Below are 23,620 nucleotides of genomic sequence, written 5' to 3' on the forward strand. Positions count from 1 at the left end.
TGTCGATATTCAACAGATACTCAAAGATCACTGATATAACTATTCGGTTATTTTAGACGCGAAGTATATTTATTGTTGCACCTATTTTCTAAAGTTATACAAAAAAGAACAGTTATAAAAACAGTATATTTAACATGGCTTTTGCATACTAAATATATTGCTGCAAGATTATTGGACACATTGCTATGACAGGTTATATTCTTCCACTTCAACCTTCTGTTAAAAAGACATTTGAATACACTACTGAAGGTGCTATTAGCAGTAGTTATCGCCAAAATATCTTTGTAAATTATAGCTTAAAGTGGCGGCAGAACATACTTTGGGTTGCCCCTCATTCATCTGGTGAGATGTCTTTCCCTGTATCAGTACACCAGCTTGTTACTCGCTTGCAGCATTCTCCTGTGCGATGTGTTTGTATTGATTCAAGTTTTGGGGAAGTACACTTGAATGTGTGGAAGGAAGCCTGTTCGAAAGCAGGTAAGCGCCTACATATTCGTGGGCATAAGGATGACAAGATAACCGCAGTAGCTCCCTGGACCCGGACGTTAAAGCGTACGCGGAACCAGCTAATGTCTTACCTTGGTAAGGTGGCACCTGCCCGTGCATAGCTTAGATAAAGCTGTTAGTTTTGCAGCAATTGTTTTGAGACTCTAAATATCTTTAAAGAACTGATCCATGCTCTGTCAGCAAAAGAATGCTGATAGAGCTTTTTTGTAGAGGCATATTGGTATACATAAATTTCAGAAGTTATACAAAAGAACTCAGTTGCACAAACAGTATCTCTAACATGGCTTTTGCATACTAAATATATCGCTACCAGATTATTGGACATATCGTTATGACGAGCTATATTCTGCCACTTAAGCCATCTGTTGCTAATATATTTGAAGTTACTGATATTAGCAGTTATCGTCAGAGTATCTTTGCAAGCTATAATTTAAATTTACGGCAAAACATACTTTGGGTTGCTCTTAATGGAGCTAGCGAGTCATTACCTCATATCCCTGTACAGCAAATTGTTAAGTGCTTAAAGCATTATCCAGTAAGCTATGTGTGTATTGATCCTAGTGTTGGTGAAGCTCACTTAAAGGTTTGGGCTGAGGCTTGTTTGCAAATAGAGAAGTCTCTATATCTTCGTGTTCCTAAAGGGAAAACACCTGCAGTGAAGACTCCTTGGAGTTGGAAGTTGAAGCGTTCCTTGGATTGGATAGCAGCTTTTTTAGGGACCATTGCTATTAGTCCAGTTTTATTATTAATTGCCTTTCTGGTCAGCACTAGTTCGACTGGCCCCATCTTCTACCGTCAATGGCGTGTTGGTACTCGTGGTAAACTTTACCAAGTTTGGAAGTTTCGTACAATGGTGGCCAATGCAGAAGCATTACACCATACTGTGATGGGTGACCAAAACGGACTTCATAAACAGGAGAATGATCCACGTATTACATCCGTGGGACGCTGGCTCCGTAAGTATAGTCTGGATGAGCTCCCTCAGCTAATCAACGTGCTTCGTGGTGAAATGAGTCTGGTAGGACCCCGTCCATGGGCACTTTATGATGCATTAAGAGTACCTGAGAATGGTCTAGAGCGTTTACGGGCAATGCCTGGAATTACAGGTGAATGGCAAGTGATGGCTCGGTCTAACCTACGGGATTTGGCATCTGTGACTGAGTGTGATTTAAATTATCTACACACTTGGTCCATTCAACGCGATTTCCGATTGCTGATGCTAACCTTTCCAAAAGTTCTAACTGGGTTTGGTGCCTGTTAGTGCAATCACCCAACCAATAGCTTTTTCCAAAAGCTAATCTATTCTCCGTTAGCAAATAGAATGCTGACGGAGATTTCTTATTGAATTATCCGTCACTGAAACATAATCAAAAGTTACTGATATGGTCATCTTCTGTATCTAACTGAAAATAAATACATTGTTATACTTAATTTCTCTGAAAATATACAGAAAATGACTTTTGCACGAACAGTATCTTCAACATGACTTTCAGATACTGGATATATCGCTACAGATTGATGGATATATCGCTATGACAGGTTATACTTTGCCACTTTATTCTTTGGCTCCTAACACACTTCACAAATCTCCTAACGCTACTAATATTTTAGAAAAAAAATCTGTCGTTCCGCTTAATCGTTATAATGTCAATCTTGTTGCTATCTATGACTTAAAGTGGCGGCAAAATATTCTTTGGGTTTCACTGAGTGATTCTATAGAATGGTACAAAAATGTACCAGTACAGTTAATTGTGTCACGACTTGAGCGTTCTTCAGCTCGTTATGTTTGTATTGACCCAAGTGTGGGGGAAAAACATCTGAAAACGTGGGCAGAAGCTTGCCTAAAAACTGGTAAACCATTGTACCTTCGTGCATCTAACAAGCCTACTAACACGGCAGTAGTTACTCCTTGGAACTCAATGTTTAGAGATTCTTTGGAGTGTCTGACAGCATTTATCGGTGTCATCACAATTAGTCCATTGCTATTATTAATCTCTTGCCTAAGAAGGACTAGTGCATCTGGCCCTATTGTTTATCGTCAATGGCGAGTGGGACATCAAGGTAAACTCTATTCAGTTTGGAATTTCTGTATGGTGGCGACAAATTTAGAAGCATTCCATCCAACCGTAATGAGTTACCAAAAAGAGTCCCATAAACAAGACAATGATTTACACATTCCTGCTGAGGTATTGGCCATATAAATATAGTCTGGATACCCCCTTCGGTTATGCAATGTAGTTTGTGGCGAAATAAGTTTAATAGGCCTCGTCTATGGGTATCATACAATGCACTATGAGTACCTGAAATGTCTGGAGCTTTGGCTGACAGTGCCTGGGTCGCTGGTAAGTGGCAAGCGATGACTCGGCCCAACTTGTAGGATTTGGTATCAGTAACTCAGTGTGATATCGATTATCTGTACACTTGGTCTATTAAACGTGGTTTTCGGTTACTGTTGTTGACCTTTCCAACAGAATTAACAGGATTCAAATCCAGTTAATTCTGTAGATATAGTTTTTCCCTAAGAACCAATATATTCTCTGTTAGCAAAAGGCATGCTGACAGAGGCTTCTTACTGAAGAATCCTTGGTTATTAACAGTCAGGCTAGGTCGCTACGATGCTTAGGTTTAAGAGAGTTGTTGTTGATTTTAGGGCATATTATTTTAGCGTATTGATTAACGTCTGATTATCTATCTCAAATTAGTAATGACCAGACTTTCACTATATTAGCCTCCGCATTTGGGGGACGCTTTAAACATGGATGATATTCCTAAGAATAACCAATATCGATTGATTTGGTTTCAGCATTTTCACAAGGCAGCTGGAACGTCTATTGTTAATTTGGCCAAGGCTAATAAAGAAACTCTTTATCCAAAGCATCATAATGGAAACCCTCTAGATGAGGATAGTAAAGAAATTCCATTATGGGAGTTCACTGATGATGAGTTGACTCAGTTTATCGATCACTGTGAGAATACGGGCGTTACATTTATTGCGAATGAATGGGGAGCTGTTAATTTTGAACTTTTAGCAACTGATCCAAGGGTTGTTTTGATTACCTGCTTGAGAAATCCGCTCAAACGTCTGTTATCTAACTTTTATTTTGATTACTGGTCTGGGTATACCGATTTTAGTTCTCTAGAACAATACCTTAATTCGAGGGAATGTTTTACCAGATTTAACTATTATTGCCGTATATTGTCATGTCAAAATAATAATATTCTTCCCCTTACCTCAGAACATTTTGAAACGGCTAAAGCAAGGCTTGCTTACTTTGATCATGTAGTTGTTTTGGAGGTGGATGGTAAATTTTCTGAATTGAAAAATTTTCTAGGCTGGGCTTTAGAAACGGTAGGTATTCACCAAAATAAATCTAGCCATATAAATCGACGAGTGCTTAAGCTTATTCTGAGTGGCAGGCTTGATCTACTATGGCGACGATTCAGCCATCCCAAAAGGCAACCCGATCAAAACTTCTTATTGCTATATCAGCAGGGTAACCAATGGGATCAGCGTCTATATGAATATTTCAAAAATAAATTAACTGATGATGAGACATCTCAAAGGCAAGATCGAACTGTTGTAAAGTAACGTACGTTTTCTCATCAATCCTCTCTCTGCAACTATTATGAGTAATCCATCTAGATTGGCCCTGATGGCTGCAATCTCTAAGGGGCAGATCTATAAAAAAACGATTGCGTTTTTACGACAGGTCTGGCGTGGGGATAGTGGTGCGGCAGCAATGGTGCAAACCTTTGTTGTGCGTATCTTAATCCTGAGTATCAATATGGGCACGGGTGTTTTAACAGCAAGGGCTTTAGGTCCTGATGGACGTGGTGAAGCTGCTGCTATGATGCTTTGGCCACAGTTGTTGTCATATTTATTGACCCTGGGTTTGCCTGCTTCTGTTATTTATAATCTTAAGCGTTATCCTAAACAACGTAATCAGTTTTTTGCTGCAGCACTGTCTGTCTCATTGGTGCTGGGTCTAATTGCTATGATTATTGGGATTTTAGGGCTGCCAAGTTGGTTATCCAATTATTCCGCTGAAACACTTTACCTAGCCCAGGTATTGACGGTATTTGCTCCAATTTCACTAATTTCGCTAGTGATGGTTGCCTTTTGTGAGGTTGAGGATGATTATACGGTTGCCAATCAATCTAAATACTTCCTGCCAGCGTTTACACTCATTAGCTTACTGATTCTCCTTGGCTTGGGACAGTTAACCCCCGTGACGGTTGCATTAGCCTATCTACTACCAAGTGTTGCGATCTCAGGCTGGTTATTTCGAAGAATTGCACCACGGTTTCAGCCCTTGATATTCCAGTGGCAACAAACTTCCCAAGCTGCCTATACTCTAATACAGTACGGTTTACGATGTTATGGTATTGACCTACTAAAAACCCTTTCTAAAAAGCTGCTAGGCCAGGCGCTTGTTATTGGACTGCTCAGCCCTGCTGCCATGGGACTTTATGCAGTAGCATTTAGTATCTCACGGATGTTGAACCTGTTTGAACAGGCTGTTATCTCAGTCCTTATCGCAAAAATATCCGCACGCCCAGTTCCGGAAATTGTTAAGCTTACTGGTTGTGCAGCCCGAATAACAACAACACTGACAGTTATCTGTGTCATTCCCCTCATGGTGATTTGTCCGATTTTGCTGAGGTTTTTATATGGCGAGCAGTTCCTTGCAGCTGTGCCAGTGTTTCGCTGGCTGTTGCTTGAAGTTACCATAGGCGGAGCAACATGGATATTAGCACAAGCCTTTATGGCAGCGGGGAAGCCTGGTATGGTTACCCTTTTTCAAGGACTAGGCGTAGGGTTATCGATTCCATTATTGCTCGTGTTGGTACCGCACTATGGCCTTGTTGGTGTAGGGTACGCATTGCTTATCTCAACAGCTATTCGCCTCATATTAGTCCTAATGGCCTATCCCCGTATACTCAAGCATTCGGCACCTAATCTGGTTATTAGCTTTGAAGATCTTAACTTTATTCGCCAACAGTTTGCGAGTTAGTTTCCAATTTACAGTTTTATTGTTTCCAAGAGACTGAGAAAGGTAAATAACAATGAAGATGACTCTATTAATTCCCACATATCGTCGTCCCAACGATCTTTTACGTTGCCTAAGTGCTATAGAGAAACAAGATCGACTCCCTGAGGAAATTATAGTCATTGTCAGGGATACAGATACAGAAACCCAGGAAGCATTAAAAGAAACATTCAAACAATTACCAGACTCCCTAAGTACATCTCCAGTGCACAAAATTTCTCTGGAATATGGGACCTGTCTGAAAGTGGTAACGGTTTACACCCACGGAGTCGTAGCAGCCCTTAATGCCGGTTTAGAGCAAGCCTCAGGTGATATCCTGACCGTCACAGATGACGATACCGTTCCTCATTCTCCTTGGTTACACCGTATCGAACAACATTTTCTAAATGCTCCTAATGTTGGTGGTGTAGGTGGTCGTGATTGGTTATATTTTGGCGATGTTTTGCAAACTGGTGAAAAAGCCAGTGTTGGCCGCTTAAGATGGTTCGGAGCACGTACTGGAAACCATCATTTGGGTGTGGGTAAAGCCCGTTCAGTTGAAATTCTCAAGGGTGCGAATATGAGCTTCCGCCGTGAAGCAATTGGTGTACGAAAGTTTGATGAGCGGTTTAAGGGAACTGGTGCTCAAGTTCATTTTGAAATGGCCTTTAGCCTGGTCATTAAAAAAGCAGGTTGGACATTAATCTATGACCCCGAGGTATCTATCGACCATTTATCAGGACCTAGGTTTGACGAAGATCAGAGACATCAATTTAACGCCTTAGCATTTACCAATGCTGTGCATAATGAAACCTTGGCTCTTCTGGATTATTTCTCGTTGTTTAACCAGGTCTTTTTCTGGATCTGGGCCATTTTAGTAGGAAATCGCAAGGCGTTTGGCCTAATTCAGCTAATTCGATTTTTGCCATCCGAAGGAACATTAGCGTGTCAAAAATGGTTGCTAAGCCTGAGTGGACGCTGGCAGGGTTACCGTACCTGGCTACAGCACTCTTAATATTTTCCATACACTCACTATGGTGTGAGTACGAGCTCAATGCGAAAAGCTTTTCTGAGGATAGAAGCACTATTCAGCCGTTAAAACCCTCTGCCTTAAATGCATTTATGTTTCAATATTCTTACCTGGTCTATACCTCTTGATTAAGGTCAGTATCTAACCTGGTGATAGTTTTCAACTCAACCTGGCCATAATACGTTCAAATTCACTTAGGTTGTTCTGACATTGTCCTCTAATCCATCGATTGATTTGCAGTCATCACGAATTTCTATCGAATGGTTAGTAATTGCAGCCTTGTTCGGCATCAGCATTATAGGTTCAATAGGCCGTGCTGGCAGTCTGATTCGCCTGTTTTTCCCAGTAGGCTCCCTAGCAGTTGCTCTTTTCCTATTTCAGCGAAATCCTATTCTGTATTTAGGGTTCAACTGGTGGATTACTTTTCTGGCACCGTTTATTCGTCGTTTGGCAGATTACTATCGAGGCAGTTTTGACTCCACAAGTTTGATGTTAACTGCACCTTACCTGGTCACATTTGTGGCAGGTATTACGGTGGTGTGTGAGTTGCCTAAGAGTCAGCGTCAAGGGAATTTACCTTTTGCCTTAGCGACCATTGGTATTGCCTATGCCTTATTAGTGGGAATTGCGCGTGGCAATGGTATTGCTACAGTTGTGCGGACCTTTCTTGATTGGATGCCTCCCGTTCTACTGGGGTTTCATATTTCGGCTAACTGGCGACAATATCCAACCATGGCCAGCAATACAAAACGTGTTTTTTGTTGGGGAGCCTTAGTCATGGGAGGATATGGAGTTTATCAATATTTAATGGCTCCAGAATGGGATGGATTCTGGTTAGTGGCTGTTGATGCCGTATCTTTTGGTAAGCCCGAACCTATGGGCATGAGGGTTTGGAGTACTATGAATGCACCGGCTCCCTTTGCCTGTGTTATGGCCATTGCTTTATTAGTATTGTTGATTGAGAAATCTCCAATTAAAATGCCAGCGGCAGCTGTAGGGTATCTTTCATTTCTGTTATCTTTAGTTCGCTCAGCCTGGTTAGGCTGGATTTTAGGTCTATTAACACTGATTTCTTCTCTCAAATCAAATGCACAGATTCGACTGATTGTTACAATTTTGACATTGTTACTCTGTGTTGTTCCACTGACGATGATTGAACCTTTCTCCGATGTGATTGGTGATCGTATAGAAAGTTTTACAGCAGGTGGTAATGATTCGAGTGCAGAAGATCGTAGTGCAACCTATAAAGAAAATTTTAACCTTGCTCTATCCAATCCCTACGGTCAAGGATTAGGCGGTACTTGGCGGGTTAACGAGGTTGGAAAGTTAGAGCGAGTAGCCCTGGACAGTGGTATTCTCGATATGTTTTTTACTTTGGGATGGTTTGGAGCAATTCCCTATCTTGGAGGGTTTCTTCTATTAGTATTTAGTGCATTTGAACATAAACTAGGGCAATCCGATTCATTTTTGGCTATTTGTCGAGCAGCTACTCTCAGTATATTTTCGATTCTGGCTCTGGGCCCTTTTATGTTAGGGGCATCAGGCATGGCAATGTGGGGATTTTTAGGATTAGGAATTGCCGGACGTAAGTATTATCAATCATTATCCTGACTACTAAAGCCTATTCTTATCCAAACCAGGGGGTTTTTCGTAGAGGAGGTTTTGGTCTACAACTTGGACATGGTTTTAATCTAGAATTCCGTATCGGTTCTGGGTATTCTCAATGAAGCGCAGTCTAAGCAATGATTGGTATTGTTCTGAAATATCAATGTAGATAGCTACGCATTACTAACTAAAGATTTATAGAGCACTATTAAAGTATGGGTAAACGATCACTAAAAGCTTCTCCAGAGGGGCAAGTCAAAGCTAGACAGATGTTTGATCGCACCCGTTGGACTCAAGAGCAATTGGCGTTGGAAGTTGGTCTTAATACGCGTCAATCTGTATGGAAGTTTCTAACCGGACGACCTATTGAGCGCCATATCTTTATCGATCTATGTTTTCAGCTTAATTTAGACTGGGAAGAAATAGCAGATTTACCTCCAAAACTAAATGCTTCACTTAGTATCAAAGAGAATAATACAGATACTAAGGCCTCAGCAATTATTTCAGAGAAAACTGAAGAACAATGGCTACAGCAACTGCGCAATCATCTACAACCATCTCTATCTAAACAATGCGGTGTTTTACAATCCTCTTTAGACAGAGGAGTACCCTTACCTCTTGATCAATTGTATACCCCCATCCGAATTGTGCCTCATCTGAGAAGCAAACAGTGGTTAGAAGTAAATGATTTACAATCTTCTTATTCGCAGCAACAGCGTATCCAGCTAGCCCAAACATATCCGGAGTCAGTAGATGCGATAGATATGCTTCAAGAGGCTAAAAAAGTGTTGCTATTAGGCAAGCCAGGGGCTGGCAAAACTACTTTCTTGCAGCATTTAGCTAACCGATGTATAGCTGGTCATTATCGTTCAGATTGTATTCCTATTTTTATTCCCTTACGCCATGGCTTGTTTTCCTCTGATGAGAATATATCACTTGAGCAAACTACAATCGGCTTATTCGAGCATCTCTTAATTCTCTTTCGGGGCACAGAGTTAACCAGTTTACACCTACAAAAATTATTACAAGAGGGCCGATTTTTCCTGCTGTTGGATGGTCTAGATGAGGTTCCTTCAGAGGAAAGCATAGAGTTACTCAAGGAAATTCAGAGTTTTACGCAAAAATATCCAAACAATTCTTGTGTTATCACTAGCCGTCTTACGAGTAATAGTCCTTACTTACAAGGGTTTCTGGATGTTGAGGTAGATAACTTTAGCCGCGATCAGATTCAAATTTTTGCTCAACAATGGTTTAACGCTAATCTTCCTAGTCAAGAAGCTGCACATCTCAAAACTAAGATTTTTTTGGAATCGCTAGATATACCTGGAAATCAGCCTTTAAAAGAGTTGATGGGAACGCCGATCCTTTTAAGTTTGCTCTGTTCAGTTTTTCTCGCACGTTCGAACTTTCCAAAAAAGCGAACAAAACTATACCAAGCAGGTTTGGATATCCTATTGGAACGATGGGATAAAGCCCGTGGAATCCAGCGGGATCAGACTTACTATAAATTATCTATACCTGAGAAACTTAGGCTTTTGGGAAGCATTGCTGCCAGAACTTTTGAGAAAGGACACTACTTCTTTGAAAAATCTGAGTTGCTAGATATTATTGTCGACTATGTGAAATCATTAAATGATTGGGATGACACTGTTAACTTAGAAAAATGCTACTTAGAAAGTGAAGCTATTTTACAGGCTATTCAAGTCCAACATGGTCTACTTGTTGAGCGCGCAAAAGAAGTATATTCATTTTCTCATCTGACTTTTCAAGAATATCTGACTGCTCGAAATATTATTTATCAAACCTCTTCCGATTCACTCACTCAAACTATTCAGGAGTTGGCTGCCCATACTTTAGATAGTAATTGGCATGAAGTACTAAAACTCACAGCTAATATGATGACGGTAGCTGATCCTCTTCTAGGAGCTATGCATTGTTCTATTCAGACTTTACTTCGTTCTGAGTCTGAATGTCAGGAGTATTTGCAAGCTATTGCTCAGAAAGTAAACTCTCTGCAGACAGGTTATAGTCCTGCAGCTGTTCGAGCATTTTATCTAACGCTGTTTAGCGATCGTGACTTAAGACTCGCTAATGCATTGGATAGCAAGCTTGCTCAAACCTTAAATCCTGACCTTAGTCTTGATCTTACACTTGCTCGAACCTTTGAAATTGGTTTAATACTACTGCAAAAATTTGATATCAAAACTATGTTGACTCTAAATTTTAACTTTGAGCTTGAACAGAAATTTGTATTAACTCCTGAATTTAAAGCTGCTCTAAATGACCTCAAGCAGAAACTCCCGCTACTTGATAGTGATCTAGCTTCTCTCTCTCAGTGGTGGGAACACTCAGGAAAAGATTGGTTAGAGACTTTTCGAAAAATTTTAGTTGATCATCGCCAAATAGCCCAATTCCAAACACTTAACTCTAACAAAAAAAAACTTTTGGCTCAATACTATCAACTGAACTTGTTCTTAATCAATTGTTATCAGGAAAGTCAAACCACCTCTGATTTTACCTCCGAACTCTTGGCAAAGCTGTTACTTCCACATCGAACAAAAGCAATAGTAGTTTAACTTAAGGGAGAGATTTATCCTCACATCCTGGATGATTTGAATTAAAGCTATGGTGATCTAATATGCAAGAGCAAATATCATTTGAGACATTACCAGTGCTGAACCTTCAGACAGTTGAGTCAATTCGCAAAATCAGCAGTAATAGTACTCATGATGTTTTAACTAATCTAATTCAAATTTTTTTAGAAGACTCACCTAAAAGAATTACATCCATTCTAAATGCCGCAAATAATAAAAATTCAAAAGTCTTTTATGAGTCTGCACATAGTTTTAGATCTAGCAGTGCAAGTATTGGTGCCGAAAGGTTATCCAAACTTTGTCAATTTTTAGAACAAAATGGGCGTTCTGGTATCATTCCTGAACCATACTGGTGTAACGTTCAACTTCACAAAAAGTATAGTGAGGTCGAGGCCAAATTACTTCTTTTGCTACCATAAAATGGCTATTAAACCCGATCAATGATTGATATTAGATCAATTGTTAGCCTAATGCCTACTGAAGTTTAGTGGGATTAACTAATCTAGTTATAGTATCAATTGAATTTAATTGTTGATCGCAATTTTCAATCATTTGCTCAATAACTTGAGTGGAAATTCTAATGTCTGGCAGTGATTGGAACTCTATGGGTCTTTGCTGCTCATCGAAATTATTTCTATGATTTTCATTTTTCATTACTCCTTGTTGTGCATCCTTAAGTAGGGCTGTCAATTTCATCGACATTTGTCTAGCGACAGTATGTAGACCTTGAGCTAAAGCATGAAGGTCTACATAGAGATCTTCTTCGCCTATTTTGAGATCACAAACTTCTTGTTGTAGTTGCTCATATCGGTTCTGAAGCAATTTTTCTTGTTGTCGAAGAGTTAGCTGATTTTGGACACGAGCAATGACTTCTTGCACACGAAATGGTTTAGTGATATAGTCTGCGCCACCTACATCAAAAGCTAAAACCTTATCAAAGGCATCATCCAGAGAGCTGATAAAAATAATAGGAATATCTTTCGTCTTTTCAGAGCTTTTTAACTGTTTGCAAAGTTCATAGCCTGTTATTTCAGGCATCATAATGTCTAATAAAATTAAGTCAGGAATATTTTTATCGAGTGATTTAAGAGCTTGTTGACCATTGACTGCCTGGCGTACCTGGTATCCTGCCTCAAGCAACATGCTAGATAAAAGTTGAAGATTAACGGGTGTATCATCGATAATCAAGACATCTTCAGTTGTTGTATTGGATAGACTGTTGAACATACTTAGAGCGTAATATCAGGCAAAACAATAGAAATGATTTAGATATAGCGATTCCCATTCAGATGAGGTGCATCGGAATCCTTAATTGCCCTTCTTTTCAGTTTCAATCATGTACCTCACCAGATAGAAAAACGCGATAAGACTATTCAGGGTCAGGGCATAGACCTATTCTTCCCCCACTGAAACACTAAAGATTTCAGTAACTCTCGAGCAAAATACTAACGATTTTATTGAGTTAATGTGTCTCTATATGCTTGTTAATTGAGGATGCACTGATGATTCAACTCTTATAATAGTATTACCTACTTCAGGTTGGAAAACAACATGTTGCAAATCAAAAAAAGTAGCAATTATTCCTATAGTCTTGAACTTGAATTCATAATACCTTGGTTATGGTCGAGGTGCCCTATAGGAATAATACAGCCATCTGCAATAGCACTATCTAAGATTTGCAAGTGTCTATGTTCCGCAGCCGATAAGCTAGAACCTTGTCGATACTTTTCAATAGCCACCGCTACATCAAGAGACAATTCTTTATTCATGGGAGCAGTCCTTACTAAAAACTCTAAATTTCCCTCGGTGAGTTGGTCGGTATTGAACATAGCAGTTAAACCTAGCCAAGATTAGACGTTATATCTAGCCAGGATTAGACGTTATACGATGTGAGTTAAATAACTTTTCGTCTGAGGAAATCGCATAAATATTTAGCAATTTTTTAACAACAATCTAACAAGTCTATAGTTTAAAAATGGTTGGGAGTAACACTAAGACAAAAGCCTGATAGGAAATTAGCAGCGTCATCAGCTGTAAGAGGACGAGAAAAGTAATGCCCTTGCATATACCGAAACCCTATACCCTTAAGTTTTTCGAAATCTTCATGGGTTTCAATCCCTTCCACGATGACATTCAAGTTTAGCTTCTCTCCCAAAGCATAGATAATTTCGCAAATATCCCATTCTTTTTTAGAGACAAATGAGCGATCTACTTTCAGGGCATTAAGTGGAAATGATTTTAGGCGAGATAGGGCCGAATAACCGGTGCCAAAATCGTCTAGATGAAACTTTACACCCAAATTTATAAGCTTTTGGACTACCGCTGCTACTACATGATCATTTTCAACTAAGGCACTTTCAGTGATTTCGAGTTTGAGAGTGTTAGGTGCGATTTGACTGGTTGCCAGGACATACTCAACATGTTCAGCCAATACTAATTGAGTAAGTTGTAGAGCTGATAGATTAACACTCATGGTCAGAGGACAGGGTTGAGGAAAAGCTTGTTGCCATTGGCACAATTGATGGCAAGCTATGGTAGTTAATTGCTGCCCCATCTGATGAATTACTCCTTCTTCCTCTGTCAGGGGAATAAAGATAGTGGGACAGATGAGTCCATAGGTCGGGTGATGCCAGCGGGCTAAGGCTTCAAAACCATATACAGTTTCTGTTTTGCTACATATAATCGGCTGATAAACCAGATTAATCTCCTGATTCTTGATGGCAATGGGTAAATCTTGTCTTAACTGATACAGACGTGCTTGTTTTGGAGACAACAACGCTGTGAGAGCTGTTGGCTGAGTTTTAACGGCTTTAGCCAGACGGATTAACCGATCTAGGTCCAGAGTGGCAGTTTGTAGTAACTGATTGTCTTCTCCTGAAAGTTGCCCCAGCTGACCCGAACTCAGCTTCTGAATTACTCCTTGCAAATTCCTAAGAGGATACTGCAATTCATGTTGTACAAGAGCAGATAAATTATGCAGATGGCTATCAGAAGGGTAATGAAGTGCGGATTTCATATAGTTTGACCTAATATTAAAAGTTTTTCCATTGATATCTTGATAGTGATCAAGCTAGCTTCCTTTAAACCGTCATAGTTCTCATGGTGCGGAACTTCCATGCCTGGAAGACCTTACCCCGTTGCCCCATAGCCCATTGCGTATAAAGAACGGGCTCAAACCTATTCGTATTAACTACTTCAGCGATCACTGAAATCACAGGGTTAAGAATAGTATTGAACCGCTGATGAGACCATGCTGATGTAGCAGGTGCTTGGTCAGCAGTCCGAGAACGCACATAAATGGGTTTAACCGCTTGCTGACAAGCCTTAGCCCAGGCCGCTACCTGGGCTTCCCAAACAGACGCATCGATATAAACATAGCGAACAGGGGAATTAGCCAGACGTGTAGCCAGTTGAGCAACGAGTGCAGGGGCGACCTGCTATGGGGCCCCATGGAGAGCAACAAACAGTCCCTGTTGAGGCCACTGCAAACGATAGGTTCTAAAAAGATTCATCAAAACCTGAGGCTTAGAAACAGGCTGTGGAAGGTGGAAAGTAGCTGAGGTGTTAGCAGCAGATGTGGTGAAGCTTGTCATCGGTCGATTTCAAATCCTGTGTAGCGATAGTCTTACTATCTGTGACCGACGTTAGGCTTCTTGCTACTGTTACGTTTGATTTATGTATAACTTTTACATGCATGGTTTTTTTGGGCATATCTTTTAAGGGATGCGCGTGTAGTGGTAAATACCCCCTATGAAGCATCACATTTCCCTAACCAACTTCTCATACCAGTTCCATTTGCCGATTACGCTGCAGTTTATGCAACCGAGTATTCTGCACCCTCTGACAGATAATAACTTTTCGCACCGTCTGATTCACATAGAGCATCGCTGGTTGCTTGCCTTGATCTTGAATGAGTCGCCGCACCATAGGACTACCTGCCGAAAGCATCAAAGCAATATCCTTCTGGGTTTGGCCACCCTTCAAAGCTCGCCGTGCAACCTTGATGTCTAGATTCACAGGGTCACTGACTATCAGCCCCTGGCTATATTCTTGCCAAAGAGCCACGTACTTCTGTTTCGCTGATGTCTGACTATTTGATTTGGGGAGTAGAGATTCAGTTTTACGTAGGTCAATATCCGGATGAGTAATCTCATGAGGGACGATAGATTGTTCCTGTCCTAATGACTCTTTTGTAATTGTCGTAGCTATAGGCTGTTTAATAATTGGAGAGTTGCTTTGAGGATTTTCAAGTGAGCTTATAACGTTCTTTTCCACCACTTGAGCCAACGGAACATAATCACTAGTATTTTCCTTAGCTTTCGATACCTCAGCCCACTGCGACAGCTCTACCTTATCAGCCATATACAACGCTAAATGATGCTTGGCGCGAGATACCGTCACATAGAAGGACTCACGATTCGTCGTGATGTTATCCATCAGAGCCATCACTCGATCTGCTGTTTTACCCTGGCTACCGTAGGTTGTACTCACCCAGGCATAATCCAGATATTGCCGACCACTGAGATTGATCTGCTGTGTATTTCCTTCTAAATCAGTGATCTGAGCAATGCCATCGGGGGAAATTTGCTGGACCGTCAACCGCTGGCCATTGCGTCGTTTATTAGCCCGATCATTTTTAGTCCAGCGCAGCTGATCGCCAGGAGCGACCTGAAACTCCTGGCCCACATATACAGACTTCAACGGACACCACCCTGGATCAACTTCCATCACCTGACCACTCGGCGTCTCCACCAGTAGCCGCTGGTTCTCCCGATCCAATGAAACTATCGTATACTGTTGCCCCTTCAACAATCCCTGCTTTTTATAATCCTGGGTCGGTACCAGCACATCCCCTGGCTGATATACTGTCACATACTCTGCCTGAGCTTTGGTAATGTTCTTCTGGCGCAAACCCACAACAGTAAATGTGTTCTGCCCCAAATTCCCCTCAGACTGAAGCTCATCTCGTAAGGCTTGGGTCAACGCCAATCGCTCCTGATTCGTGCCTGCCAGAATCAGCGTTTGCTCTCGTTCCTCTAAAGATAGTGCCAAATAATCCTGGGCCAATTGCTTGCGTCTAAGGTCAGCATTTTCAACCTCCCGAATACATCCATTCGCATCCAGAGTGTCAATACCCTGAATCATCTTACCTTGGGCGATCAGCTGTACGGCTGTTTTCAGTTCTTGCCGTTGCTGTCGGAGAGTTTCATCCAGATAAGCCATAGTAACGCCCCCTGCCTGTAAACTTTTGAATGGGTTGCCCGCTTCCACAGCAGAGAGCTGTTTCGTGTCACCCACTAGAATCACGCGGGACTGTTCAACAGTGGCACGAGTCAACAATGCCTGAGCGTCTTTCATACTGAGTAGTCCAGCCTCATCCACAATCCAGATAGCATTTGCAGTTTCCCGATTTTGAGAAGCCAATAATGCTGCCACGGTTTCTGTTTGAATGTTTAATGCCTCTCCCAACCCATGGGCCGCTTCAGCACTAGGGGCAAAACCTCGTACCCGATAGCCCTGATCCTGAGCAATTTGCTTGAGCGTATTCAGAGCATAGGTTTTACCGGAACCGGCAGAACCCTGCCATGAAATGAACTGATCGGAGGTGGTGCAGGTAAGATGAATAGCTTGCTGTTGCTCTTGGGTAAGAGTGGAATTGATCACCAACGATTCTGAAAATGCCAGCGGTTCAATCTTTTTCCTCCCCTGCTGCATGAGTCGGATGGTATTGAGTTCCAGGTTCAGAGCTGCTTGGGTGGTGAATTTCTGCTCTTCGACTTTGATGAGTTCAGGGTTGGTTGAGATCGCACTCTCCAACTCCTCCCAACTCTGCTCCCCCAAATGATGCTCAAACACAAACCGCTCCAGGTGTGTCTGGCAAAAGACTGCATCCCTCTCACCACAATGCTGGATGGCAGGTCTTAGATTTGACTTGGCCTTAACTATTTTCTGATTAGCGATCGCAATCCCTTCCCCCGGCAATTCTGGTAACTCCAACCCCTTCAACTGCACAAACGCCTTCCATCCCTTTAGCAATCGCTCAGCACTGGTTACTTTTGGTTTATTCTTCCGAGTCTTCAGATTTGCCGCCTCCCGCAGCAGCATCTCCGACTGAATTTCCTTGCCACTAGAATCAGTGGGCTTCTTCCCCTCAGACTCCCATTCTTCTAATAACGACAGAATCTGTTTTCGTCGGGTAGAAAAGGCTTTCAGCAATTCTGGGTCATAGCCCTTTAGCTCAAACTGTCCATGGGATTTGGGCTCAATGTCGTACCCCTGCCGCTTGAGCAAGTGGGCCAGTTCATTCTGATAGAGCTGACCCAGCAGCTTTTTATTCGCAATGGCCTGCTCATTACTAAAACTAAACCAGCGACCATCGTCTAACTGAGTAGAATTTAACACCACGCAATGACTATGGAGCTGAGGCTCAACTTCTCGACTGGTGCCATGGGTAAAGACTGCTGTGATGAGATTTCCGGTCTTAATCCGCTGCCGTCCCGTCTCGGTTGAAATTCTCGTCTGAGCATAGCGTTTTTCTAAAACAGAAAGAGCTTTGGCAACCGCCTGATGATGCGCTTTCACCACCCGCTCATCCTGTTGCACCAGGGCAGCAATGCTCACACTCTTCGGCGCGCTAAAGGTAAAGTCTGTAGCGGCTCGCCGTTTATCGACATTGACTTTACGGCTGAATAAATTCTGACCATCGGTTGTTTGACCTCGCAACAGCTGTTGAAAGGTCTCGGTATCCACATCGCCAGAGAGATTTAATTTCTTCGCACCCTGCCCTAACCAGCGAGATGGGGAGACTCCCTCTTCCTGGCTGTAATAGTCTTCTTTTGAGTAGTAATGGGCCGCTTGATGGGCTGAGAGATTACTCGTGGAAAGCACGGAAAGTCTGGTCTAAAACGACACAACAATCGGGCGAAACGAGTAGATGATGTGAAAAAACTTGAAACTATTGATAGATGGTGGATAGGGGAAAATTGCCAAAAATTTGGCGTCCTGTGTGGCCTCCCCGTGAAGCCCCGGATCGGGGCGTAACCTGGTAGACAAAACCTGAAATCCGATTCCAATACTAACCAATATGTCTATTCTTTGGTCAACTATATTTCATTATTTATCCATTTATATCCATACTGGTTTAATGCCCTTAGCATGGGCGTTGTCGGAATTTGGAGATACACATGACTCTGACTACAGTTGCAAATCCACACATTTATCTAGCGGCGGACCTGGGTTCGTCGGCTTCAAAGTTTTTCTATCGGGTGCATCCAGGCCAAACGGTGCCGCTATGGATGGGGGCGGAAGTGGCCGATGGGCTATCCGCAGTTTCGGTGCCCAGTTTGAATGCGTCGGGTCGGCCTCAAGAGTGTGCCTGGTTACAACTGGATGATGAAATTGTGCTGGTGGGGGATGCGGCCAAGGCATTCTTGGAAACCAATAGCTTGATGGCGAAGAAATCGCAGATGGCAGCCTATAAGATTGCTGCTGCATTGGGTGCGATCTCAACCGCCGAAGAACTCCCCACCCACTACGATGCAACCGTCTGGTTGGCATTACCGCTCACAGAAATTCGCACCCGCAATGAGGTGGCCGAGCAACTGCAGGCGCTCTGTCAGTCGGGCTTTAAGTTTCGAGATACTCCCCAGCGGATAGGGCTATCGCTGAAGTTCTTCCCTGAGGGGTTTGGTCTTTACCTCAGACACAAACAGCAGTTGGAATCCTTGGGTCAGTCCATTGCTCAACGCTGCATGATGGTGCTGATGATGGGGCACCGGAATTTGTCAGCTCTATATTTTGAAGGGGGTTCACTGCGGGTGACAGCCTCTAGCTCCAATGGTCCCGGTTTCTGGCCGGTGTTTGAAAAGACGGCTGGCTCCTTGGGTGTCACGACCGCTGACTATGGGGCCTTGATGAATGCGTTGATGACGGGACGTAACCAGCAGATTTCTCAGTCGCGTGGTAGTCTCTATGATTTTGGTGATCTGGCTGAAGCGGTGCGGCAGACTTACTGGCAAGCGGTGCAGGTACATTTGCAAGACCATGTGTTTAAGCAACTGGGCAATGCAGCCGTGGATATCACTGTCAGTGGTGGAGCCTCCCATGTGTTGCGACCCAGGCTGGAAGATTACTTTGACAGCTTGAATCTGACAGATCGTGTCACATTTGCCGATGGTAGCCAGTCTCAGCTCACGGCCATTGCCAGTCAATTACCGGAATCGGCCATTATTCCAACGCTACCGTTACGAATGGTGGACGGTTACGGTCTATTTCAGGGCCTCATCGGTAAGCTATGCAAGGTAACGGCCTAGGAGATGCGAATGCCCCGGAAACGACAAGCGAACACGGAACGCCAGCGGATTTTGTTTTCCTATAATGCGGATCTCGATAAACCCATCGGGGTGGTGTTTGAGTATCTGATTCAGAATGAGCAGATACCCGCTCGTTTGGGTAAGCACAAGGGACTGGAGGCGATGTCGGCCTTTTGGCAACCCTTTGCTTATCAGGCGATGAAAGATCTTAGTGAAGACGAACTGCAAGGAATGGCCAGAGAATCGGTGGCGGCACTTAGTCGTCAGATTGAGTTGATTTGCCAAACCTTTGGCATCGAATCGCCCCAATCGGCTCAGGTGAGTCCTGAGTTGAAGCAGGCGATTCAACAGACCATGGGTGAAGTGTTGCAGCAGTTTATTGTGACCGGGGTATTGGCATCCCAAGGTGGGGACCAACAAGTCACAGCAGAGGAGCCGAGCGAGGTGAGCGAAGCCATTCCCCAGAACGAGGGAGTGGATTTTGATGAGGCGACTGCCCTGGGAGAATTATTGGATGAGTCAGATACGGTGGCATAAATGGATTTAACCCCTAAAGAACCGGCAAATGAGCGTGGCGTAGTAGCGCGGCAACAGTATTTGGAGCTGGCGCGGGTTGTTATTGGAGAACCTCAGATAGACTATGGCACCCTGTATGAACGATTTGCCCAGAATGATTGGGCAGCCGTTAAGTTGGATGAGGCGGTAGCGTTGAAGGGGTTAACGACTGGACATTCACCTAAATTAGTGGCAAGGATTTTGCATCAAAGTCCTTACATGCAATACCAGGTGCATCAGAACAAGGTACCGCTTGCACCCATGAGTCAATATGTGAGATCGACTGTCATGAAGTTGTGGCAACAAGTTAAGACAACAACCTCTCAGGGGCAGCCGCTAAAATCTCGAAAGACTGATTTAGAAATCAACTAACGAGTCATTGAAGGATGGATAGCTAACCTAAAAAGCTCATGAACACTCTTCCCAAGCCTCACACATGTAGGACCCAACAAGCTCAGGTCGCACGGCACGATTATTTAGAGGTTAGCCGACGGGTGATTGGAGAACCTGACATTGACTATCTCCAGCTATACCAGCGCTTTATCGTTAATGAATGGGCTGCCATCAAGCTAGATGACTCAGTGGCCTTGACCGTGCTGATTCACACAACTTCGGGCTCTTGGCGACTTTTGGTGATCCGAATGGGATGGCAAACCGTAAATAGGGATTGGCCTTCACGTGCATCCCATCATGGACTTTCTACAGCATCTACTCCCTGACTCATCAGCCTTAGCCCTGAAACACTGGGATTTAGATACCCAAACCCATCGGTTCATCGTTACAGTAGAATCCACTCAGGTGATTGCCCATTGCCCATTGTGCCAAGCTCCCACTGGACGGGTTCATAGTCGTTATCAACGAACGCTCAGGGATTTACCCTTGGTTCAGTTCAGCCTGACTCTCTTGTTAGAGGTGTGTAAGTTTTTCTGTCTCAATGACACCTGTCAGCGACGGATCTTTACTGAGCGCATACCCAGTGTTGTCGCCCCTTGGGCTAGGCGTACGACTCGTTACACAGACCATCTAATCGCCATAGGATTAGAATTGGCTGGGTCAGCCGCCGCTAGATTAAGTTACAGAGTAGGCTACGCCTATAGCCGAAATACCTTTCTGCGCCTTCTCTCCAGCTTGCCGCTACCCGAGGTGATTACCCCTAGGATTCTGGGCGTAGATGATTTTGCGTTCCGTAAAGGTCATCACTATGGAACTATCTTGGTGGATCTCGAAACACACCATCCCATTGCTTTGTTACCAGACCGGACAGCAGAAACCTTAGCCGCATGGTTAGAAGAGCACCCTGGTATTGAAATCTTGTCACGGGACCGTTCCAAGACGTACAAGCGTGGGATGACTCAGGGAGCTCCCGATGCCATTCAGGTGGCAGATCGCTTTCATCTGTTACACAATCTTGAAGAGACTCTAGAAAAGGCTCTGAAGAGTCACTCAAAAATCCTCAAACAGATTGAACAAGAACAGCTTCAATCCGAAGGAGCTACGGTGTCTGAAGTTTCGACATCACAGAATTCAACTCCCCAAACAGCCCAACAACAGAAAACGGCCCAAAAGCGAGCTGAACGCCTCGAAAACTATGAGCAGGTCCACAGCTTACGGAAGCAAGGATACAAGGTCAAAGATATTGCCTATCATCTAGGGATGGGTGAGCGTACGGTGTATACCTATCTATCGCATGAGACGTTTCCGGAATGGCAGCCATCCAGCCGAAAACGCAGGAGTATTTTAGACCCCTACAAGTCATATCTCATCGATCAATGGAACCAAGGACGTCAGCACACCAAACAGCTCTTTAAGGCAATTCAAGAAAAGGGCTATTCAGGGACCTACGAAACTCTTGCACGCTATACCCATACGCTACGGTCAGCTCAAGCTCAGCTAAGCCCCAACCCTGACTCATTAAAGGATTTGCCTGGTCGAGGTCCGGCCCCAAAGGTCACCATCAAGTCCCAGAAACCGTTAAGTGCTCGGCGAGCGGCTTGGTTAGTTCTCCAGAAACCGGACACGTTGACAGATAAACAAAAAACGCTCTTGGAACGCCTTAGTCAACGATCTGAACTATTGGAGATCATAAGGCTCACTCAGGACTTTATCATCCTTGTCCGACAGCGACTTCCTGCGCAGTTAGATAACTGGTTAGAAAAAGCTAAGAATACTACAGTGAAAGCATTTCAGAGCTTTGCCAAAGGATTGGACGAAGACTATGATGCGGTCAAAGCTGGCGTTACATTAGAGGTTAGCAATGGCCCCGTTGAAGGCCAAAATAATCGATTAAAAATGCTGAAACGACAAATGTTTGGACGGGCAGAGCTAGACCTATTGGCTAAGCGACTAATTTTAACAAACAGATAGTCTTCTGGGGCGATGGTTCAGGCTAGGGTAGCGCGATCACCAAAAGTCGCCAAGAGCCCGAAGTGAGTGTGATTTTGCAGACCGCACTCAAACTTGGAAAACCGGCTGTGAACGTAGCTATTACTCTACTGCAGGGACCGTTTGTGCAGTATCAAGTCTATGAAAAAGGCGTGATAATACTGGCCATGGTTCGCTATGCAAAATACACAGTGCGCGACGCGTTCATGCAGTTCAAACAACAACAACAACGACGACGACGATACTTACCCCAACAGAAACAGAGTTATTCAGGCGTTACCAGTTAAATCACTTTTGAGCATCTTGGTTGGACTCGCGATCCGTCCCCTCAAGAAGACGGATCGCGAGCTGAGAATAACGTCTGTTCTATGAATTGGCTAGCAAGAGACTAATCTACTCTGACACGTTTGGTTAAGATAGCCATCACTTCATTAGGCCGACCAGTAGCTAAGGGACGACTCCAATCATTAGGCTCAGCATAGTTGAGCTTAAATAGCAGAGCGATCGTATTTTGCACCGATGTCAAACTGCCCAGCAGCATGAGCCTGACATCTTCAGACTGATATTCCGGCAATGCTCCACTGGCAGGTGGGTCTGTGGGCACGCCTGTACCCTGACTATTATCAAGAAACATTGACTCTGATCTCCAGATAAACGACGAGAAGGAAACCAGAGCCATAAATTAGCCACCCCCTGCATAGGTGCAATCCGGGGTGGCATCAGGTACATTAAACCTGCGTTCCCAGGCTGCTTGCTCAGCTTGGAGGGCGTATGTCATCGGCACGGTGTTCCCGCACCTGCCGATGGCGCTAAATTATGGGCTCTGTGGTAAGGCCGCGAACAGCCTATGGCTTAGAGTAACTACAACGTCTGACTGAGTCAAGGGCAATTTGATAGGTGATTTTAGATTTTTACAGGGGCTGAAATTCAATTAAATCAGTGGTTTTAAGATTTATGCTGATCAAATAACTAATCAAGCCTGGCTAGCTTCCCTATTTAGCCACTTTATGCTGACACCCTTGATAAATCCCTTCAAAAACCTGATGTTTAGACTGTTTGAGAACTGTTCTATAGATTAAAAAAGGTGAAGATCCGCCTACATTAAATATTCAACCACAAACTAAATTAAGCAATGTTTCTATGTCAGCATAGATTCAGCGTCAATTGAATTTGGTCATTAATATAGAAACTATCAGGACTAATAAGGGCTTGTTTGAGTCGTCATTGCTCGTTAACAAACCCCTACAAAGTTATCTACCGCTTTTTGAAGCTAAATAGTACGGTTAGGAGTAGCGCCATGCTTCTCTTTGTCAGTAAACGTCAAGCAACAGAATGTCTGAACTTAAGTGGTTCAACATTGAAAAAATATCGACTTAATGGTGAGTGGATCGAGGGGATACATTGGGTACGCCTGAATAGTCGGTGTGTACGGTATAATCTGGAACTGATTCAAGATTGGCTGCATAATCGAGAGAACCCGACCGTTCATATGAGAGCGATTTCAGCCTATCAGCAACAGCTATTGAGCAATCAGAAGCGAACTAAATCATCAACAAAACATCGCCAAATAACAAAGTAGTTGAGAAGAATATAGTAGCCACAAGA

General features: G+C 43.3%; 21 protein-coding genes. 15 read left to right on the top strand and 6 right to left on the bottom strand.

All coding sequences use genetic code 11. The features are described 5' to 3' along the window. Positions 1-838 precede the first annotated feature (838 nt). The 8 genes from hepC (at position 839) to SPB21_RS07120 (ending at position 11,185) form a co-directional block, all read left to right on the top strand. A complete protein-coding gene (gene hepC, locus SPB21_RS07085; RefSeq protein ID WP_499866092.1) occupies positions 839-1,768 on the top strand; it encodes a heterocyst development glycosyltransferase HepC in 930 nt (309 codons plus the stop codon). Between the two features lie 271 nt (positions 1,769-2,039). Further along, positions 2,040-2,708 (top strand): sugar transferase, encoded by a 669-nt coding sequence (locus SPB21_RS07090; RefSeq protein WP_499866093.1) that lies wholly within the window; start codon positions 2,040-2,042, stop codon positions 2,706-2,708. A gap of 554 nt (positions 2,709-3,262) precedes the next feature. Continuing rightward, a complete protein-coding gene (locus SPB21_RS07095; protein ID WP_499866094.1) occupies positions 3,263-4,096 on the top strand; it encodes a hypothetical protein in 834 nt (277 codons plus the stop codon). A 37-nt stretch (positions 4,097-4,133) separates the two neighbouring features. Then, positions 4,134-5,522 (top strand): lipopolysaccharide biosynthesis protein, encoded by a 1,389-nt coding sequence (locus SPB21_RS07100; protein ID WP_499866095.1) that lies wholly within the window; start codon positions 4,134-4,136, stop codon positions 5,520-5,522. A 52-nt stretch (positions 5,523-5,574) separates the two neighbouring features. After that, positions 5,575-6,552, top strand: a complete 978-nt coding sequence (locus tag SPB21_RS07105; RefSeq protein WP_499866096.1) for a glycosyltransferase family 2 protein — start codon at positions 5,575-5,577, stop codon at positions 6,550-6,552. A 225-nt stretch (positions 6,553-6,777) separates the two neighbouring features. Then, a complete protein-coding gene (locus tag SPB21_RS07110; protein ID WP_499866097.1) occupies positions 6,778-8,178 on the top strand; it encodes an O-antigen ligase family protein in 1,401 nt (466 codons plus the stop codon). Between the two features lie 209 nt (positions 8,179-8,387). Continuing rightward, the gene (locus SPB21_RS07115) at positions 8,388-10,748 is read left to right on the top strand and encodes an NACHT domain-containing protein (RefSeq protein WP_499866098.1); all 2,361 of its coding nucleotides are present in this window, start codon (positions 8,388-8,390) and stop codon (positions 10,746-10,748) included. 62 nt (positions 10,749-10,810) lie between these two features. Next, complete coding sequence (locus tag SPB21_RS07120; protein WP_499866099.1) at positions 10,811-11,185, top strand: Hpt domain-containing protein; 375 nt, start codon at positions 10,811-10,813, stop codon at positions 11,183-11,185. Between the two features lie 55 nt (positions 11,186-11,240). On the opposite strand, the gene SPB21_RS07125 is transcribed toward SPB21_RS07120, so the two are convergent. The 5 genes from SPB21_RS07125 to mobF all read right to left on the bottom strand — a co-directional run bounded on the left by SPB21_RS07125 (position 11,241) and on the right by mobF (position 17,654). Continuing rightward, the gene (locus tag SPB21_RS07125; protein ID WP_499866100.1) at positions 11,241-11,993 is read right to left on the bottom strand and encodes a response regulator; all 753 of its coding nucleotides are present in this window, start codon (positions 11,991-11,993) and stop codon (positions 11,241-11,243) included. Positions 11,994-12,349: 356 nt separating this feature from the next. Further along, positions 12,350-12,535, bottom strand: a complete 186-nt coding sequence (locus tag SPB21_RS07130; RefSeq protein WP_499866101.1) for a hypothetical protein — start codon at positions 12,533-12,535, stop codon at positions 12,350-12,352. 200 nt (positions 12,536-12,735) lie between these two features. Next, positions 12,736-13,782, bottom strand: a complete 1,047-nt coding sequence (locus SPB21_RS07135) for an EAL domain-containing protein (protein WP_499866102.1) — start codon at positions 13,780-13,782, stop codon at positions 12,736-12,738. A 64-nt stretch (positions 13,783-13,846) separates the two neighbouring features. Continuing rightward, positions 13,847-14,059 (bottom strand): sugar transferase, encoded by a 213-nt coding sequence (locus SPB21_RS07140; RefSeq protein WP_499866103.1) that lies wholly within the window; start codon positions 14,057-14,059, stop codon positions 13,847-13,849. Positions 14,060-14,546: 487 nt separating this feature from the next. Continuing rightward, positions 14,547-17,654, bottom strand: a complete 3,108-nt coding sequence (gene mobF, locus SPB21_RS07145; RefSeq protein ID WP_499866104.1) for a MobF family relaxase — start codon at positions 17,652-17,654, stop codon at positions 14,547-14,549. 296 nt (positions 17,655-17,950) lie between these two features. Here mobF and SPB21_RS07150 point away from each other — a divergent pair, with 296 nt between their 5' ends. The 6 genes from SPB21_RS07150 (at position 17,951) to SPB21_RS07175 (ending at position 22,302) form a co-directional block, all read left to right on the top strand. Next, a complete protein-coding gene (locus tag SPB21_RS07150) occupies positions 17,951-19,078 on the top strand; it encodes a ParM/StbA family protein (RefSeq protein WP_499866105.1) in 1,128 nt (375 codons plus the stop codon). A 9-nt stretch (positions 19,079-19,087) separates the two neighbouring features. After that, positions 19,088-19,615, top strand: a complete 528-nt coding sequence (locus SPB21_RS07155) for a hypothetical protein (RefSeq protein ID WP_499866106.1) — start codon at positions 19,088-19,090, stop codon at positions 19,613-19,615. After that, a complete protein-coding gene (locus tag SPB21_RS07160) occupies positions 19,616-20,005 on the top strand; it encodes a hypothetical protein (protein WP_499866107.1) in 390 nt (129 codons plus the stop codon). Positions 20,006-20,043: 38 nt separating this feature from the next. Next, positions 20,044-20,352, top strand: a complete 309-nt coding sequence (locus SPB21_RS07165) for a hypothetical protein (protein WP_499866108.1) — start codon at positions 20,044-20,046, stop codon at positions 20,350-20,352. Continuing rightward, entirely contained in the window at positions 20,324-21,997 is a 1,674-nt protein-coding gene (locus SPB21_RS07170; RefSeq protein WP_499866109.1) for an ISL3 family transposase, read from the top strand. Before SPB21_RS07165 ends, SPB21_RS07170 begins: the two co-directional genes overlap by 29 nt. Before the next feature lie 107 nt (positions 21,998-22,104). Next, positions 22,105-22,302 (top strand): hypothetical protein, encoded by a 198-nt coding sequence (locus SPB21_RS07175; RefSeq protein ID WP_499866110.1) that lies wholly within the window; start codon positions 22,105-22,107, stop codon positions 22,300-22,302. A 101-nt stretch (positions 22,303-22,403) separates the two neighbouring features. Here SPB21_RS07175 and SPB21_RS07180 read toward each other — a convergent pair whose 3' ends face one another. Next, positions 22,404-22,649 (bottom strand): hypothetical protein, encoded by a 246-nt coding sequence (locus SPB21_RS07180; protein WP_499866111.1) that lies wholly within the window; start codon positions 22,647-22,649, stop codon positions 22,404-22,406. Positions 22,650-23,312: 663 nt separating this feature from the next. Between SPB21_RS07180 and SPB21_RS07185 the strand changes: the two genes are divergently transcribed. After that, positions 23,313-23,594, top strand: coding sequence for a helix-turn-helix transcriptional regulator (locus tag SPB21_RS07185; RefSeq protein WP_499866112.1), 282 nt, complete (start codon positions 23,313-23,315; stop codon positions 23,592-23,594). Positions 23,595-23,620: the final 26 nt, after the last annotated feature.

The organism is Leptothoe sp. ISB3NOV94-8A (assembly GCF_043421595.1).
Taxonomy (GTDB): domain Bacteria; phylum Cyanobacteriota; class Cyanobacteriia; order Phormidesmidales; family Phormidesmidaceae; genus Leptothoe; species Leptothoe turfae.

Bases quoted from the DNA above. Each gene is read 5' to 3' on its own strand.
- SPB21_RS07155 (WP_499866106.1), top strand. From the start codon at position 19,088: ATGCCCCGGAAACGACAAGCGAACACGGAACGCCAGCGGATTTTGTTT.
- SPB21_RS07120 (WP_499866099.1), top strand. From the start codon at position 10,811: ATGCAAGAGCAAATATCATTTGAGACATTACCAGTGCTGAACCTTCAG.
- SPB21_RS07105 (WP_499866096.1), top strand. From the start codon at position 5,575: ATGAAGATGACTCTATTAATTCCCACATATCGTCGTCCCAACGATCTT.
- SPB21_RS07165 (WP_499866108.1), top strand. From the start codon at position 20,044: ATGAACACTCTTCCCAAGCCTCACACATGTAGGACCCAACAAGCTCAG.
- SPB21_RS07125 (WP_499866100.1), bottom strand. From the start codon at position 11,993: ATGTTCAACAGTCTATCCAATACAACAACTGAAGATGTCTTGATTATC.
- SPB21_RS07160 (WP_499866107.1), top strand. From the start codon at position 19,616: ATGGATTTAACCCCTAAAGAACCGGCAAATGAGCGTGGCGTAGTAGCG.
- SPB21_RS07095 (WP_499866094.1), top strand. From the start codon at position 3,263: ATGGATGATATTCCTAAGAATAACCAATATCGATTGATTTGGTTTCAG.
- SPB21_RS07150 (WP_499866105.1), top strand. From the start codon at position 17,951: ATGACTCTGACTACAGTTGCAAATCCACACATTTATCTAGCGGCGGAC.
- SPB21_RS07170 (WP_499866109.1), top strand. From the start codon at position 20,324: ATGGACTTTCTACAGCATCTACTCCCTGACTCATCAGCCTTAGCCCTG.
- SPB21_RS07100 (WP_499866095.1), top strand. From the start codon at position 4,134: ATGAGTAATCCATCTAGATTGGCCCTGATGGCTGCAATCTCTAAGGGG.
- SPB21_RS07185 (WP_499866112.1), top strand. From the start codon at position 23,313: ATGCTTCTCTTTGTCAGTAAACGTCAAGCAACAGAATGTCTGAACTTA.
- SPB21_RS07180 (WP_499866111.1), bottom strand. From the start codon at position 22,649: ATGTTTCTTGATAATAGTCAGGGTACAGGCGTGCCCACAGACCCACCT.
- SPB21_RS07135 (WP_499866102.1), bottom strand. From the start codon at position 13,782: ATGAAATCCGCACTTCATTACCCTTCTGATAGCCATCTGCATAATTTA.
- hepC (WP_499866092.1), top strand. From the start codon at position 839: ATGACGAGCTATATTCTGCCACTTAAGCCATCTGTTGCTAATATATTT.
- SPB21_RS07115 (WP_499866098.1), top strand. From the start codon at position 8,388: ATGGGTAAACGATCACTAAAAGCTTCTCCAGAGGGGCAAGTCAAAGCT.
- SPB21_RS07130 (WP_499866101.1), bottom strand. From the start codon at position 12,535: ATGAATAAAGAATTGTCTCTTGATGTAGCGGTGGCTATTGAAAAGTAT.
- SPB21_RS07090 (WP_499866093.1), top strand. From the start codon at position 2,040: ATGACAGGTTATACTTTGCCACTTTATTCTTTGGCTCCTAACACACTT.